Source organism: Exiguobacterium sp. s35 (assembly GCF_018617535.1).
Classification (GTDB): domain Bacteria; phylum Bacillota; class Bacilli; order Exiguobacteriales; family Exiguobacteriaceae; genus Exiguobacterium; species Exiguobacterium aestuarii.
In genome coordinates this window covers 1332757-1348561 of sequence record NZ_JACSKI010000001.1, presented here as the reverse complement: position 1 = coordinate 1348561, position 15805 = coordinate 1332757, and the positions used below count along the sequence as shown (strand labels likewise).

The following is a 15805-nucleotide window of genomic DNA, read 5'->3' as shown; positions in this document are numbered from 1 at the left end:
AAAGATAGAAAGGAGGGGGAATCGATGAGCTTTGCATCAGATGTGAAGAAAGAATTGACACAACTCGAAGTGAACGACGCCGAGGCGAAAGCAGAATTGTCGGCACTCGTTCGGATGAACGGCGTCATCTCACTCGCCCTAGGACGAGGCATGACGCTCGACGTCTCGACCGAAAACGCCTCGATCGCCCGTCGGATGTATTCGTTGATGAAACGCCTCTATGACCATCCGCTAGACTTATTCGTACGGAAGAAAATGCGTCTGAAAAAGAATAACGTCTATATCGTCCGTGTGTCACAGCATGCGGAGACGATGCTTCGTGACCTCGAGATTCTCGGGGAACACTATGAGATGATTCGGACGCTGAACTCAGATATGACACGTGATGAGAACTTGGCACGCGCCTACTTGCGTGGGGCCTTCCTCGCCGGAGGGTCAATCAACCATCCGAAGACGTCGTCGTATCACCTCGAAGTCTACAGCTTGTATGAAAACCATAACCAGGCGCTACGCGATCTGGCGAATCGGTTCGATTTGAACGCGAAGACGCTCGAACGGAAAAAAGGGCACATCCTCTATATGAAAGAGAGCGAGAAGATCTCCGACTTCCTCAAGTTGATTGGTGCGACACGAGGAATGCTCGAATTTGAGGATGCACGCATCATCAAAGACATGCGTAACTCCGTCAACCGCCTCGTCAACTGTGAGACGGCCAACTTGAACAAGACGGTCGGGGCGGCGTTACGCCAAGTCGAGAACATCAAGTTCTTGGAGCGGACGGTCGGACTCGACGTCTTGCCGAAAAAACTTCGCGAAATCGCTGAACTGCGCGTCACGCATCAAGACGTCTCGTTACAAGAACTCGGGGAAATGCTCGAGTCTGGTCCAATTTCGAAGTCTGGAATCAACCATCGACTTCGTAAAATTGACCAAATTGCAGAGCGTGTGCGGAGTGGCGATGAGATCGCCTCTTCGTGACGCGGTTGCACCAAAACCATTCTTCCTATATAATAAGCAACTGGAATAGGTTTACTGAATAGGAATTAAAGGAGCTTCATCACTATGTCGAATGAAAAGAAAAGATTATCGCTCACGATTGACGCTAAGCTCGACCAAGTCATCACAGAGCGCGCAAAAGAAATCGGAATTCCGAAGAGTGCACTCGTCACGTTCGCAACAAGCCTTCTCTTGAACCAGCTTCGTGCGGAAGAGTTGTTGAACGGAGATAAGAACGCGATCTACGAAGTGATTCGTAAAGACTACGAATTGCTCACGAGCGTGAAAAATCTAGATACGAAATAATAAGGTTGACTTCGGTCAGCCTTTTTTAGTTGCATCTCTCTCGGAAATTTGGAATAGTGGTGGTAATGAATTTGAACGGAGGTCGATCGAATGGGTCAAATCTTACTCATCCTATTGCTACAACTTATCTACGTCCCGGTGCTCACGCTTCGGACGATTATGCTCGTGAAAGGGAAGACGGTCATCGCGGGTCTGTTCGGGACGCTTGAAACGCTCATCTACATCTTCGCGCTCGGGATTGTATTCCAAGATTTGACGACGCTCGGTATGATCGTTTATGCGGTCGGGTTCGGACTTGGGATTTTACTCGGTGGCTACGTTGAACGTAAACTCGCCATCGGCTACAACATGATTCAAGTCCATACGAAAGAGTATCCGGCGGAGCTCATCCAACAGATGCGTGACAATGGTTACGGGGTGACGCATTATCAAGGTCAAGGTCGAGACGGTGTCCGTTATCGTCTGGACGTCTTGGCAGCCCGGACACGGATGAAAGAATTGCGTGAACTCGTCGAGAAGCATGAGCCGAAGGCGTTTCTCGTCGCATTCGACCCAATCGACTTCAAAGGCGGCTATATGATGAAAGGACTGCGTCGTCCGAAATGACGCACAAGACTCACGGAAGTGGGTCTTTTTTTGTTGGAGTAGGGATTTTACCGCACGATAGGGAATGAGTGAGGAAAGGAGATGAGACCGTGAAGAGCAATCGACGTTTTTGGATCGTATTGATTGGGTTACTTGTCGGTGTGGGGGTGATTTATGTCGCCGTGTCTTGGTTTGGTGATGGGGACGATCCGGTCAAACCGCCGCTCCCGACGGTTCGTGTCGGCTCGGTGACAGCGGAAGTGGAGCAATCGACCTATTGTTGGGAAGCCGGCAATCGTGCAACGTGCGCCGACTACGGCTTGCCGGAAGCCGAAGACCTGCAACTGATCACGGTCAAACCGGGTGATGCGATTGACGTCGTCTACCATGCCGACCCGATGGAATCGACTTTCTATCGAGTCGACGACGGAGAACTCGTCCCGGCTGAACCGGTCGTGCCAGACGAACCAGGTATTTATGTATATGAGATTGGTGGGGAATGGACACAAGGCGACAGCCGATACGTGTTCGGTGTCAGGGTACCTGAAAACTAATGGGTTGACCTGCCTCCAAGGGACGGCTGTACAGTGAAGATAGGAGGTGGGGAAACTTTGATTCCAATTGGGAGAGTGGCGCATGTGACCGGGTTGTCGGTCAAAGCCATCAAATTTTATGAAGCACGAGGTCTCGTGCGACCAATCCGATCCGATAATCACTATCGAATGTATGGGATGGACGAGATTCGACGTTTAAGCGAAATCAAACGATTGCGTCAGATTGGACTGAGTATGGAACAAATCCAGTCTAATTTATCAATCGAGGCATTGCTTGAAACGCGGTTACGTGAAGTCAGGACGGAAATTGAACAGCTTCATCGAATCGAGGGACAGATTCGGTCGATGCAGTCAGGAGGGGACAACATGAACATTCGATATGAAACATTGCGTGAACCGATTTTAGTATATGGTTATGGGAGCACGCTAGAAGAAATCCCTAAGGTATGGGTGAAACTTCAACCAGAATTGACGACAGATGAGTCATATGGCGTCTGCCTCCCACATGAGAACGGCTATGTGGCTGGCATGACGAAGCCCGTGAGTGGGGAAGGAGCGCGACAAGTCGAACTGACGGAAGGGAACTATATCGTCGCGACGGTCGAAGGGGGCATCCCGATGATTCCTACGACATATGAGCAACTGTTAAACGTTCCAGACGTGACGCTTCGCGATGCGGTCGACTTTGAACGCTACATTCACGGGCAGGCAGGGGCGGATGACATGATTGAAGTCTGGATGCCCATCGAATAGAAAAAGACGTTTCCCGATCAATCGGGAAACGTCTTTTGTATGATTAGCGTGTCATGACTTTGTCGATGAGACCGTAGTCTTTCGCTTGGTCAGCTGCCATGAAGTAGTCACGCTCTGTGTCGCGCTCGATGACTTCAAGTGGCTGTCCTGTGTTCTCAGCCATGATTTGGTTCAATTTCTCACGCATTTTGATGATGCGTTCTGCGTGAATCTTAATGTCTGACGCTTGGCCTTGTGTGCCGCCGAGCGGTTGGTGAATCATGATTTCTGCGTTCGGAAGTGCGAAGCGTTTTCCTTTTTCACCGGCTTGGAGCAAGAAGGCACCCATCGATGCAGCCATTCCGATACAAATCGTCGACACGTTTGGCTTGATGAAGTTCATCGTGTCATAAATCGCCATACCTGCTGTAATCGAACCACCTGGGCTGTTGATGTAGAGCGAGATGTCCTTTTCTGGATCCTCAGCTGCGAGGAAGAGGAGCTGTGCGACGATTGAGTTCGCGACGTTGTCGTCAATCGCACTTCCGAGAAGGATGATACGGTCTTTGAGCAAGCGTGAGTAGATGTCGTACGCGCGCTCCCCACGGCCTGTCTGTTCGATAACTGTTGGAATTAACATTGAATCTGCCTCCTTTATGTAGGTTGTAAGTTCATCATACCTGTATAGTCAATGTTGGTCAAACAGAAACCCTTTCTACTGCTTATTCCACGACCCTCGATGTGTAAAACGTCTCAAGACGTGATGGTTACCCATTTAGCTTTGGACGAGCTGGTTTGATGACCCGACTTGATTCAAAATAACGTGTGAAAGTGGATTCACCTGAATAGGATAAGAAGAGATATTCTTTAGCACGCGTCATTCCGATGTAAAGGAGAGAGACTTCACGCTCGAGATCTTCTTCATATTTAAACGGCATATTTTCAACGTTTACGATAAAAACGGCTTGAAAATCAAGACCTTTACTGCTGTCAATTGTACTAATTTTTACGCGTTGATCATCTTTTGAGAAGGTACGTTTCGTCTCGCTACTCTCCGTAATCCAAAAGTGCTCGATTCCATAGTAGTTTAGGGCACGTTGTAACGTGTCGACATAATGCATCGTCGAGAACTTCTGGACGCGATACAGGATCAACATTTCAGAATAGGGGACTTTTTTCTCGTCATGTAATTTTTTTATTTGCCGAGCAACGAGATCTGCCTCTTTGAAGAAATGATCACATTTAATAATGGCTGGTTCAGGACCTCTTCGAAGCGTACTTTGAGGAGCAATGATTTCACCATCTAATTCCTTCGTCACAACTTTATCTTTTAGGGAGGAATTGGATTGATAAAACGACCAGGCGAACGATACGATTTGAGAAGTGTTTCGGTAATTAATATTTAGAATTTTGGACCTTCCTCGGAAATCCAAACCGGTATCCTGTACATAACTACGTTTTCGTTTATAGATAGACTGCGCTCGATCTTCGACGAGTAAAAGCGATTTCGTTTCAGGATTTAAAAGTTCGCTTGCAAGTTCGAGCCATTCGGGTTCGAAGTCTTGTCCCTCATCAATCAAAATCGCATCGTAAGACGGGAAGATGATTTCTCGCTTCCTTAACTTTTCAAGTATCGCCGGTATTCTTCTTTCCGAGATGTGTAAATCATTCTGCAACCAGGCATGAAAATTTCGAACTTCAATCAAATGATTCCTCTGTTTCAACTGAGGATCAAAATCGAACAAATCATCCGGTTCTAACATCATCTGTTGTACCATCTGTTCGATAAAACGGGCTAGCGAGATATTGTAACATAGGATTAAAATCTTCCATTCGGGATGTTGTTTAGATAACAGTTTAGCGCGACTCGCCAAAATGAGGGTCTTGCCACTACCTGCAACACCTCGAATTAAACGATTTTGATCACCGAGTTGTTTGGCCAAGTTCTCTTGATGTAGGTCCATCGCCCGGATGTTGTGAAGGGATAGTAAAAGCTGGTCTTGATATGGTGTGACTTTTTTAAATTCGGCGCTGATTCGAACTTCTGGGAAGAGATGATAACGAATCGCATCGATTTCTTCACCAGTCAACGGTTGCCTCAGGCGATAAGGAACCGTGAACATATTCAGAATTTTTTCGATGAGGATTTCTTCTGAGAATTGTGAATCATCCGGGTTGATTTCATCACGCATCAGAGAGAAACAAGGATCAATGACTTGATAGAGTCCATGACGAATACAGTCATCTTGTGTCAATCGTGTAAAAATGACGCCTGATCCATAAGGGAATTTTAATGTCGTCGCATACTTTCCTTCGTGTTGAATCAGGTTTTGATCCTTTTTTAGGACGTCAGTCAGTTTGAACATATTTTCACGGGCTTGTAGAAATGGACTTTTTACTTTCTTTTGAGATCCGTTTGCGGGAGTGATCATCCATTCATCATGGTTCAGTTGGTAGAGAGTAGAACGCGTATAGTCTTTCACTTCTAAAACGATCAACCCTAAATCAGGTCCGATGATGACGAAATCAGGTCTTCGACCGTGTATATTGGGTTCAAAATAAACGATGTAATCGTCTGGAAGGTAGCGTTTCAACGTACGAAATACGAGCCGCTCTCCTGCTGTTGCGGATGAACGAATCGTTTCAGGAACAGTATGAGCCATTAATTGACACCTCGTTTCCAATCCTTTTACTTAAATATACTATATAAAGGATACATAAAAAGGATGGTGGTTTGAAATTGAGGGAGAAAACACAAAAAAAGGACGAAGACCTCAATTAGGCCTTCGTCCTTTTATGTAATACACCCGGAGAGATTCGAACTCCCGACACCTGGCACCGGAAACCAGTGCTCTATCCCCTGAGCTACGGGTGCATGTGTGTGACACGAATTTATTATACATTTGTTTTATTGAAAAAGCAATCCTGTTCATTACGCTTTTTTGAGCGCGAGTGGAGCGGGTTCGTTACAATAGAAGAGAGGGGGGGAGAACGATGCAACGGCAAGAACAAAAACAGGTGCAACAGCAACAGATGACACAAGACCTTGTGCAACGGCTGCCGGTACTCGAGGCGGATCGTCTCGCGCTCACGTTTCGTCTAGCACGGCTCGCGCGACATAATCCAAACATTCATTTCGGGAGCGGGGATCTCGGATGGATTGCAGATGCGGCGAGTGCGTTCGAAGAGAAGCTGTTCACGCAGATTCGGGAAGGAAGCGGAAGCGAGACGGAGAAGGAGCTGAGACGACAACTCGTCCTCTTGCTCGATCATCGAGGGTTGTTGCCGGACACGAATGAGGGATTGGCGGAGCGGTTCGGTATCGACGTCTCTCAAATCGAACAGGCGAGACAGGCACTCCTATTTCTTGAACCGACGGGGATCGGGGCAAGAACGGAACGGGAGTGTCAGTATCGGCATGCGATTGAGCATGAGGACCCGCGCGTCGTCGATGTATTCGATGCGATTGAGAGTGGAGTGAGCCATCAACAGATGGCAAGCGCGCTCGCGATTTCGGAAGAAGAACTAGCCCGTCTAGAACGGATTGTCGCGACACTCCCGAAGCGTCCTTTATTATATGAAGAAACGGGGCACGTCTATCCGGAAGTCGAAGTGTGTGTGGAGGACGGGGAGCTTGTCACGACGTGGCTCAGTCCTGAACTTGACGAGACGCGTGTCGGGAATGACCGCGAGGCGAAATGGTGGATGACATCCCTTGCGATGCGTAACGAGACGCTTCGAGACATTTGGGCGGTCATCGAGTCGCGTCAGACCGAGTGGCTCAAAGGAGAACTTGTCCTCCATCCGTTGACACGTCGTACCGTCGCGCAACAAATCGGAAAGCACGAATCAACGGTCGGGCGTGCCATACAAGGGAAGTTCGCGAAGACCGAGGGCGGAATCATGGAATGGCGACACTTTTTCGTCCGGTCGACGAATCATGGGCATTCGCCGTTCATGATCAAACGGACGCTCGCGGAACTCATCCAACGAGAGAAGGCACCGCAAAGTGATCAAGCCCTCGCTAAAGAGCTCGCCCGATACGGATATCTCGTGACGCGACGGACCGTGACGAACTATCGTGAAGAACTCGGATTCGGCAATTCACGTGAGCGTGAGCGACAGTTATGGAAAGGATGACGAAAATGAAATTTACATTATATAAACGTGACAATTGTTCACTCTGTGACGAGGCAATCGTCATGCTCGAATGGTTGCAGGAAGATTATCCGATTGAGCTCGAACAGGTCGACATCACGGGAGACGAGGTACTCGAGGCGAAGTACCTCTTCGAAATCCCCGTTCTTATACACGAAGGGCAAGTCATCAGTCAAGGGCGATATGATGACAACAAAGTTGAAGATTTTGTTAAGTATACGCTTACATCGAAAAAAAACGTTTGAAGGGGTTGCCAGACGGAAAAGTGATTGATAAGATGAACTCGTAGCGGTGGGACGCAAATAAAAAAGTGGGACAAAAGTTGTCCACACTGAAAGTCGAGGGGGGAAGAGCATGATCCAGCAACTGATTCACGTTCAGAAGCAAATTGTCCCTGACCTGCTCGATACGCTCCGACATCGTTACGATATCTTACATTATGTCCGCTTGATGCAGCCGATTGGCCGCAGGACACTCGCAACGAGTTTGGGACTGACCGAACGGGTGCTCAGACGAGAAGTCGACTTTTTGAAAGACCAAGGTCTTCTTTACGTCGCTACTCAAGGAATTTCCCTTAGTGAGACGGGACGAAACGTCTTACGAGACTTGCACGAGATCATGGGAGAACTTCTCGGAATCTCAGAAGTGGCAAGAGAGCTCGAAGAGAAATTAGGAGTTCGCCAAGTCGTCATCGTACCAGGTGATTCAGATGAGACATTCTGGGTCCAACGCGATATCGGACGGGCAGCGGTCACGCAGTTAAAAGCGCGGCTCGCACCGGATGATAACGTGATTGCGGTAACAGGTGGAACGACGATGGCATCGGTTGCGGCGATGATGTCGCCCGATAAAAAAGAACGCCCGATGCATTTTGTGCCCGCACGCGGAGGTCTTGGTGAAACGCTTGAACTTCAAGCGAATACCGTCTGCTCACGCATGGCGGACCGGGCCCACGCAGACTATCATCTTCTACATATTCCGGATGAAGTGTCACAAGAAACATTCGACCGGATGGTGGAGGAACCTAGTATTAAAAATGTACTGGAAATGATTAGAGCGGCGCGAATTGTGGTACATGGAATTGGTGAGGCAGAAACGATGGCAAAACGCCGTCATGCATCACCGGAGCATTTGCGGATGATTGAACGGCATGACGCCGTCGCCGAAGCATTCGGATATTATTTCAATGCGGAAGGTGAGATCGTTCATCGCGTCAAGACGGTCGGAATCCAACTCGAAGAGCTGGATGACATGGATACCGTCATCGCGGTTGCCGGAGGAAAATCGAAGGCACAGGCGATCGCCGCTTATGCGAAACACACGTCGAACATCATCCTCGTCACAGACGAAGGTGCGGCGAAAGAATTATTAACTTGTTATTAAAGAGTTGACCCCCCGTTGGCTCTTCAATAAATAGCTTCTACCCTAAGGAGGAAATTAACATGGCAGTAAAAGTTGGTATTAACGGATTTGGACGTATCGGTCGTTTGGCATTCCGCGAGATCATCAAAAACGAAGGGATCGAAGTTGTTGCAATCAACGACTTGACAGACACGAAGATGCTTGCGCACCTTCTCAAGTATGACACGACTCAAGGTCGTTTCGACGGAGAAGTTGAAGTACATGACGATCACTTCCTCGTAAACGGAGAAAAAGTTATCACGCTTGCTAACCGTAACCCTGAAGAACTTCCATGGGGAGACCTCGGTGTAGACATCGTTCTCGAATGTACTGGATTCTTCACTTCTAAAGAAAAAGCTGAGCTTCACTTGAAAGCTGGCGCGAAGAAAGTTGTTATCTCGGCTCCTGCTACAGGTGACATGAAGACTGTTGTTTACAACACAAACCACGACATCCTCGATGGTACTGAAACAGTCATCTCAGGTGCTTCTTGTACAACAAACTGCTTGGCACCAATGGCTAAAGTACTTCAAGACCAGTTCGGAATCGTTGAAGGTCTCATGACTACGATCCACGCTTACACTGGCGACCAAAACACGCTTGACGCTCCACACCCGAAAGGTGACTTCCGTCGTGCACGTGCAGCTGCAGCGAACATCGTACCTAACACAACAGGTGCTGCTAAAGCAATCGGTCTCGTAATCCCTGAACTTCAAGGAAAACTTGACGGTGCTGCACAACGTGTACCAGTTGCTACAGGTTCACTCACTGAGCTCGTAACTGTACTCGACAAGCAAGTATCTGTAGACGAAGTAAACGCAGCGATGAAAGCAGCAGCAAACGAGTCATTCGGTTACACTGAAGACGAAATCGTTTCTTCTGACATCGTTGGAATCACATACGGTTCACTCTTCGACGCGACTCAAACTAAAGTAATGACAGTTGGCGACAAGCAACTCGTTAAAACAGTTTCTTGGTATGACAACGAAATGTCTTACACTGCACAATTGGTTCGCACAGTTAAGCACTTCGCTAACATCGCGAAGTAATTTCGTGAACTAAATAGAATCAAATAGGAGCGGAAACAAGAGATTGTTCTCCGCTCTATTTATGAAATGACACGCACGACATATGGAGGCGAAAGTTATGAACAAACAGTCTATTCGTGACATCGATGTAAAAGGGAAACGCGTCTTTTGCCGCGTTGACTTCAACGTTCCACTCAAAGATGGCGTCATCCAAGATGAAACTCGGATCCAAGCCGCACTTCCAACGATCAAGCATTTGCTTGACGGTGGTGCGAAACTCGTCCTTGCGAGCCACCTCGGCCGTCCAAAAGGCGAGAAGAACCCTGAGTTCTCACTTGCTCCAGTAGCGAAGCGTCTCGCTGAGCTCCTCGGAAAAGATGTACCGCTCGTCGAAGAAGCATACGGTCCGGTCGCAGAAGAAGCGGTCGCTAAACTCTCTGAAGGCGATGTCGTCGTTTTAGAGAACGTTCGTTTCTACCCAGGTGAAACGAAAAACGACGCTGAACTTGCAAAAGGATTCGCAGCACTTGCTGACGTATACGTCAACGACGCGTTCGGCGCGGCTCACCGTGCACACGCTTCAACTGAAGGAATTGCACACCACGTGGATACAGCCGTTGCTGGTCTCTTGATGGAAAAAGAACTTGAAGTTCTCGGTAAAGCTCTTTCTAACCCTGACCGTCCGTTCACGGCGATTATCGGCGGGTCGAAAGTAGCTGACAAGATTGGGGTCATCGACCACCTTCTTGACATCGTTGACACACTCATCATCGGTGGCGGACTCTCGTACACGTTCTCGAAAGCACTCGGGCACGAAGTCGGGACGTCGCTCCTTGAAGAGGATAAGCTTGACCTCGCTCGTCAATTCATGAAGAAAGCAGAAGACAAAGGCGTGAAGTTCTTGATGCCTGTCGACTGTGTCATCACGAAAGAATTCGGCGAAGAAACGTATGTCGGCCCAGTCGATATCGACTCGATCCCAGCGGATCACATGGGTCTTGATATCGGACCGAAGACAGTCGAACTTTACGCGGACGCGATTCGCGAATCGAAACTTGTCGTATGGAACGGACCGATGGGCGTATTCGAACTTGATAAATACGCAAACGGAACGAAAGGTGTCGCTCAAGCACTTGCAGACAGCGATGCATATTCAATCATCGGTGGTGGCGACTCAGCCGCTGCGGCAGCCAAGTTTGGTCTTGCTGACAAGATGAGTCACATTTCAACTGGTGGTGGCGCGTCACTCGAATTCATGGAAGGCAAAAAACTTCCAGGTGTCGAGGCGCTTAACGACAAGTAATTTAGAGGAGGGTTATCGATGCGTAAACCGATTATTGCAGGTAACTGGAAAATGAACAAAACACTCTCGGAAGCAGTCGCTTTCGTAGAGGAAGTTAAAAACAACATCCCGTCTACTGACAAAGTAGATGCAGCGATTGGTGCTCCGGCACTTTTCCTCGCACCGATGGTAGAAGCAGCTAAAGGGTCAAACTTGAAGCTCGGTGCACAAAACATGTACGACAAAGATAGCGGTGCCTACACTGGCGAAATCAGCCCAGCTATGGTCGCTGACCTCGGCGTGACTTACGTCATCCTCGGTCACTCAGAACGTCGCGAGTACTTCGGCGAATCAGATGCGTTCATCAACAGCAAAACGAAAAAAGCGTTCGAACACGGTCTTACGCCAATCGTTTGTGTCGGTGAAACACTCGAGGAGCGCGAAGGCGACAAGTTCGAAGAAGTCATCAAAACACAAGTCGAAGGCGGTCTCGCTGACCTCTCTGCTGACCAAGTCAAACAACTCGTCATCGCGTATGAGCCAGTTTGGGCAATCGGTACAGGTAAATCAGCGGACGAAGCTGACGCACAAAGCTCTTGTAAGTATGTTCGCGACGTGGTGAAAGGTCTTTACGGCGAAGACGTAGCGGCTGCAGTACGCATCCAATACGGTGGATCTGTAAAACCTGAGAACATCAAAGAGTACATGGCACAAGAAGATATCGACGGCGCACTCGTCGGCGGTGCTTCACTTGAAGCCGCTTCGTTCCTCAAATTGTTGGAGGCGATTTAAATGGCTAGACCAGTCGCACTCATCATCTTAGATGGTTTCGGGATGCGTGACGAATCGTTCGGTAACGCGGTCTTGGCTGCAGACAAGCCGAACTTCGATCGCTACTGGGAGCAGTATCCACATACGCTCTTAAACGCAAAAGGCGAGTACGTCGGTCTTCCAGAAGGGCAGATGGGGAACTCGGAAGTCGGTCACTTAAATATCGGTGCCGGTCGAGTTGTCTATCAGTCACTCTCACGCGTCAACAACGCAATCAAGGATCGTTCGTTCTTCGACCGTCAGGCGATGAACCATTTGGCAGGACATGTGAAGAAACATGACTCGAGCCTCCACATCATGGGCCTCGTGTCAGATGGTGGGATTCACTCGCACATCAAACACATGTATGCCATCGTTGAGTTCGCAAAACTCCACGGTATTGAAAAAGTGTACATTCACGCGTTCACGGACGGCCGTGACTGTGATCCGAAGTCAGGTGCTGGTTTCCTCAAGGAAACAGAAGAAAAGCTCGCTGAACTCGGTGTCGGTCAAGTCGCTAGCGTGTCTGGTCGCTACTATGCCATGGACCGCGACAACCGTTGGGAGCGCGTCGAGAAAGTATACGACGTCCTCGTAAACGGAAAAGGCGAAGTCGGTACGGACCCAGTCGAGGTTCTCAAGAAGTCGTATGAGAACGATTTGACGGATGAGTTCGTCTTACCGACAGTCATCGAAAAAGATGGCAAGCCGATCGCAACAATTCAAGACAACGATGCGATCATGTTCTTCAACTTCCGTCCGGACCGGGCGATCCAGTTGTCGAAAGTATTCAAAGAGAAAGCTGGATTCGAAGGCTTCAAACTCTCTGAAAACCATCCTGAGAACCTTCTTCTCGTTTCGATGACGAAGTACTCGGATGATATCGACACGGACATCGTCTTCCCACCGGAAGATTTGAAAAACACACTCGGGGAAACACTCTCTGCGCAAGGATACAAACAGCTCCGTGCCGCAGAAACAGAGAAGTACCCACACGTCACGTTCTTCTTGAACGGACAAAAAGAAAAGCCATTCGAAGGCGAGGATCGTCTCCTCGTACCTTCACCGAAAGTCGCGACATACGACTTGCAACCAGAAATGAGTGCGTACGAACTCACAGACGGCTTGCTCGAGCGTATCGAGTCGGATGAGTATGATGCATACATCATCAACTTCGCGAACCCGGATATGGTTGGTCACTCAGGTAAGCTTGAGCCTACGAAGAAAGCGATCGAAGCAGTCGATGAGTGCCTCGGTAAAGTAGTGGACGCATTACTTGCTAAAGGCGGCGCGGCCATCATCACAGCAGACCACGGGAACGCAGACATCGTCACGAACCCGGACGGCTCGCCGATGACGGCGCACACGACGGAACCTGTTCCGTGTATCATCACAAAAGAGGGAGTCGAACTGAAACCAGTTCTCGAAGGCGCACTTTGCGACCTCGCCCCAACACTTCTCGACCTTCTCGGTGGAGAGCAGCCAGCTGAAATGACTGGTTCATCAATCGTTACAAAATAATACAACTATTTTTCAAACGAAAAGGAGCGATTTTTCATGTCAATGATTACAGAAATTTACGCACGCGAGATTTTAGATTCACGCGGTAACCCATCAGTAGAAGTAGAAGTCTTCACAGAAGACGGCGGTTTCGGCCGTGCCCTCGTCCCATCAGGCGCATCAACAGGTGAGCACGAAGCAGTTGAGCTTCGCGATGGCGACAAGTCACGTTACCTCGGTAAAGGTGTCTTGAAAGCAGTTGCGAACGTGAACGACACAATCGCACCAGAACTCATCGGCTACGATGTCTTCGACCAAAACGCAATCGATGCGAAAATGATCGAACTCGACGGTACGCCAAACAAAGCTAAACTTGGTGCTAACGCAATCCTCGGTGTGTCAATGGCAGCAGCTCACGCAGCAGCAGATGAGCTCGGTCTCCCACTTTACACATACCTCGGTGGATTCAACGCGAAGACACTTCCAACACCAATGATGAACATCATCAACGGTGGTTCGCACGCGGACAACAACGTGGACTTCCAAGAGTTCATGATCATGCCTGTTGGCGCGCCAACATTCCGTGAAGCGCTCCGTATGGGTGCTGAAGTATTCCACGCCCTCAAATCAGTTCTTTCTGGTATGGGTCTTAACACAGCAGTCGGTGACGAAGGTGGTTTCGCACCAAACTTGAAGTCTAACGAAGAAGCGATCACAGTTATCCTTGAAGCGATCGAAAAAGCTGGTTACAAACCAGGTGAAGACGTCTACCTCGCAATGGACGTTGCATCTTCTGAGTTCTACGACAAATCAACTGGTAAATACGAACTCGCTGGCGAAGGCAAGTCACTCACAACTGCTGAGCTTGTAGACTTCTACGCTGAGCTCGTTGACAAGTACCCAATCCTCTCAATCGAAGATGGTTGTGACGAAAACGACTGGGATGGCCACAAGCTTCTCACAGACAAAATCGGACACAAAGTTCAACTCGTTGGGGATGACCTCTTCGTAACGAACACATCTAAACTTGCTGAAGGTATCGAAAAAGGAATCGCGAACTCGATCCTCATCAAAGTTAACCAAATCGGTACGCTCACAGAAACATTCGACGCGATCGAAATGGCTAAAAAAGCTGGTTACACAGCAGTTGTCTCACACCGTTCTGGTGAAACAGAAGACGCGACAATCGCGGACATCGCTGTTGCGACAAACGCTGGACAAATCAAAACTGGTTCACTTTCACGTACAGACCGTATCGCGAAATACAACCAACTTCTCCGCATCGAAGACATGCTCGGCGATGTAGCGAAATACGACGGCATCAAGTCGTTCTACAACCTCAAAAAATAATTGATTGTTTTCAGGCTCGTCGCATGGCGGGCCTGTTTTTTTGTGGAATATCCATTCAATCGACGGGCGTGAACGCTCTGTGTCGGAACTCCTCGTCATCGATATCTTATGTTGCTGTATACTGAACGTGACTGAAAAACAGTAGGGGGGATTGGATGGACCAATTGAATGAACAAGAAGAACGACTGAGCGGGGGGAACGTGTCGACCGTCTATAAAAAAGGGAATTACGTCTATCGTACGCAGAAGGATGGCAGTTCGAATATTCATCGGTTGTTGAGGCATCTGGAGGCGAAGGGGATTTCAGAGGTTCCACGGTTTGTGGGAATCGACGAGCAAGGTCGCGAAATCTTAACGTATTTAAATGGAGAAACCGCAGACTATCCTCTCAAATCCTATATGTGGTCCGATGAGGCGATTCAAGGTGCTGCACGACTGATGAGACGGCTACATGATGCGTCGTCAGATTTTGAGTGGTCAGCGGAGTGGGTACCGATTGACAACATACCTCAACCGTTAGAGGTCATTTGCCATAATGACTTCGCCGTCTACAACACGATTTTTTATGAGGGGAAAGTATCGGGGATCATCGACTTTGATTTGGCTGCGCCAGGTCCGAGAGCTTGGGACATCGTCTACGCACTCTACACATTCGTTCCGCTCAGTCGCCGCCATCAAGCTGAATCGGGAGAGGTCATCTATTACGATGCGGTTCGAGATGATGAGACGTATAAAAAACGTGTTTCATTATTCTTAAAGGCATATGGTTGGGATGACGCAAAAGAAGACTTGTTTGAGATGCTACAGTTACGCATCGAGGCACTCTGCCTCTTGATGAAGCGGAAAGCGAACGAAGGGGATATCGCCTTTCAAAAGATGATGGATGAAGGGCATTACGATCATTATCAAGAAGAACTTCGTTTCATTCAAATGCATGGATCGAAATGGTTCTGAAGCGATGTGGGAAGGGAATATAACTAGTGAAGCATAAATGAGGGAGGCGTTTCTCATGATGATGCTAGGGATTCTTCTGGTCATCGGTCTGATCGCATTTGGAGTGTGGTACTATCTGAGAACGAAGCGCGACGACGATTGGTCATGACG

General features: G+C 48.6%; 16 protein-coding genes and 1 tRNA gene. 14 read left to right on the top strand and 3 right to left on the bottom strand.

Translation table 11 applies throughout. The annotated features are described in order from the left end of the window. The first annotated feature begins 24 nt into the window (after positions 1–24). The 5 genes from whiA (at position 25) to KNO75_RS06925 (ending at position 3194) form a co-directional block, all read left to right on the top strand. A complete protein-coding gene (gene whiA / locus KNO75_RS06945) occupies positions 25–978 on the top strand; it encodes a DNA-binding protein WhiA (RefSeq protein WP_074033630.1) in 954 nt (317 codons plus the stop codon). An 84-nt stretch (positions 979–1062) separates the two neighbouring features. After that, entirely contained in the window at positions 1063–1302 is a 240-nt protein-coding gene (locus KNO75_RS06940) for a CopG family transcriptional regulator (RefSeq protein WP_074033629.1), read from the top strand. A 90-nt stretch (positions 1303–1392) separates the two neighbouring features. Next, positions 1393–1908 (top strand): DUF2179 domain-containing protein, encoded by a 516-nt coding sequence (locus tag KNO75_RS06935; RefSeq protein ID WP_074033625.1) that lies wholly within the window; start codon positions 1393–1395, stop codon positions 1906–1908. A gap of 89 nt (positions 1909–1997) precedes the next feature. Continuing rightward, positions 1998–2441, top strand: coding sequence for a hypothetical protein (locus KNO75_RS06930; protein ID WP_214820613.1), 444 nt, complete (start codon positions 1998–2000; stop codon positions 2439–2441). A 57-nt stretch (positions 2442–2498) separates the two neighbouring features. Beyond that, entirely contained in the window at positions 2499–3194 is a 696-nt protein-coding gene (locus KNO75_RS06925; RefSeq protein ID WP_214820611.1) for a MerR family transcriptional regulator, read from the top strand. A gap of 43 nt (positions 3195–3237) precedes the next feature. Here KNO75_RS06925 and clpP read toward each other — a convergent pair whose 3' ends face one another. The 3 genes from clpP to KNO75_RS06910 all read right to left on the bottom strand — a co-directional run bounded on the left by clpP (position 3238) and on the right by KNO75_RS06910 (position 6048). Beyond that, positions 3238–3813, bottom strand: a complete 576-nt coding sequence (gene clpP, locus KNO75_RS06920) for an ATP-dependent Clp endopeptidase proteolytic subunit ClpP (RefSeq protein ID WP_012726916.1) — start codon at positions 3811–3813, stop codon at positions 3238–3240. Between the two features lie 127 nt (positions 3814–3940). Next, positions 3941–5836, bottom strand: a complete 1896-nt coding sequence (locus KNO75_RS06915; RefSeq protein WP_214817249.1) for a 3'-5' exonuclease — start codon at positions 5834–5836, stop codon at positions 3941–3943. A 139-nt stretch (positions 5837–5975) separates the two neighbouring features. Next, positions 5976–6048 (bottom strand) — tRNA-Arg (locus tag KNO75_RS06910). A gap of 119 nt (positions 6049–6167) precedes the next feature. On the opposite strand from KNO75_RS06910, the gene KNO75_RS06905 reads away from it, so the two are divergent. The 9 genes from KNO75_RS06905 (at position 6168) to KNO75_RS06865 (ending at position 15655) form a co-directional block, all read left to right on the top strand. Then, a complete protein-coding gene (locus KNO75_RS06905) occupies positions 6168–7313 on the top strand; it encodes an RNA polymerase factor sigma-54 (protein WP_214820609.1) in 1146 nt (381 codons plus the stop codon). Between the two features lie 5 nt (positions 7314–7318). Further along, positions 7319–7576, top strand: a complete 258-nt coding sequence (locus KNO75_RS06900) for a glutaredoxin family protein (RefSeq protein ID WP_251126064.1) — start codon at positions 7319–7321, stop codon at positions 7574–7576. A gap of 109 nt (positions 7577–7685) precedes the next feature. Beyond that, the gene (locus tag KNO75_RS06895; protein ID WP_012726913.1) at positions 7686–8714 is read left to right on the top strand and encodes a sugar-binding transcriptional regulator; all 1029 of its coding nucleotides are present in this window, start codon (positions 7686–7688) and stop codon (positions 8712–8714) included. Positions 8715–8773: 59 nt separating this feature from the next. Beyond that, positions 8774–9781, top strand: coding sequence for a type I glyceraldehyde-3-phosphate dehydrogenase (gap, locus tag KNO75_RS06890; protein ID WP_012726912.1), 1008 nt, complete (start codon positions 8774–8776; stop codon positions 9779–9781). Positions 9782–9878: 97 nt separating this feature from the next. Beyond that, a complete protein-coding gene (locus KNO75_RS06885; protein ID WP_214746065.1) occupies positions 9879–11063 on the top strand; it encodes a phosphoglycerate kinase in 1185 nt (394 codons plus the stop codon). 18 nt (positions 11064–11081) lie between these two features. After that, on the top strand, positions 11082–11834 hold the full coding sequence (tpiA, locus tag KNO75_RS06880; RefSeq protein WP_034778525.1) for a triose-phosphate isomerase: 753 nt from the start codon (positions 11082–11084) through the stop codon (positions 11832–11834). Next, complete coding sequence (gene gpmI, locus KNO75_RS06875; RefSeq protein WP_214795444.1) at positions 11835–13373, top strand: 2,3-bisphosphoglycerate-independent phosphoglycerate mutase; 1539 nt, start codon at positions 11835–11837, stop codon at positions 13371–13373. It abuts the gene before it with no gap. 36 nt (positions 13374–13409) lie between these two features. Next, positions 13410–14702 carry a phosphopyruvate hydratase gene (eno, locus tag KNO75_RS06870; protein WP_012726908.1) on the top strand — a complete coding sequence of 431 codons (1293 nt, stop codon included), beginning with the start codon at positions 13410–13412 and terminating at the stop codon, positions 14700–14702. A 155-nt stretch (positions 14703–14857) separates the two neighbouring features. Beyond that, positions 14858–15655 (top strand): aminoglycoside phosphotransferase family protein, encoded by a 798-nt coding sequence (locus tag KNO75_RS06865; RefSeq protein ID WP_214820607.1) that lies wholly within the window; start codon positions 14858–14860, stop codon positions 15653–15655. The last annotated feature ends 150 nt before the right edge of the window (positions 15656–15805 follow it).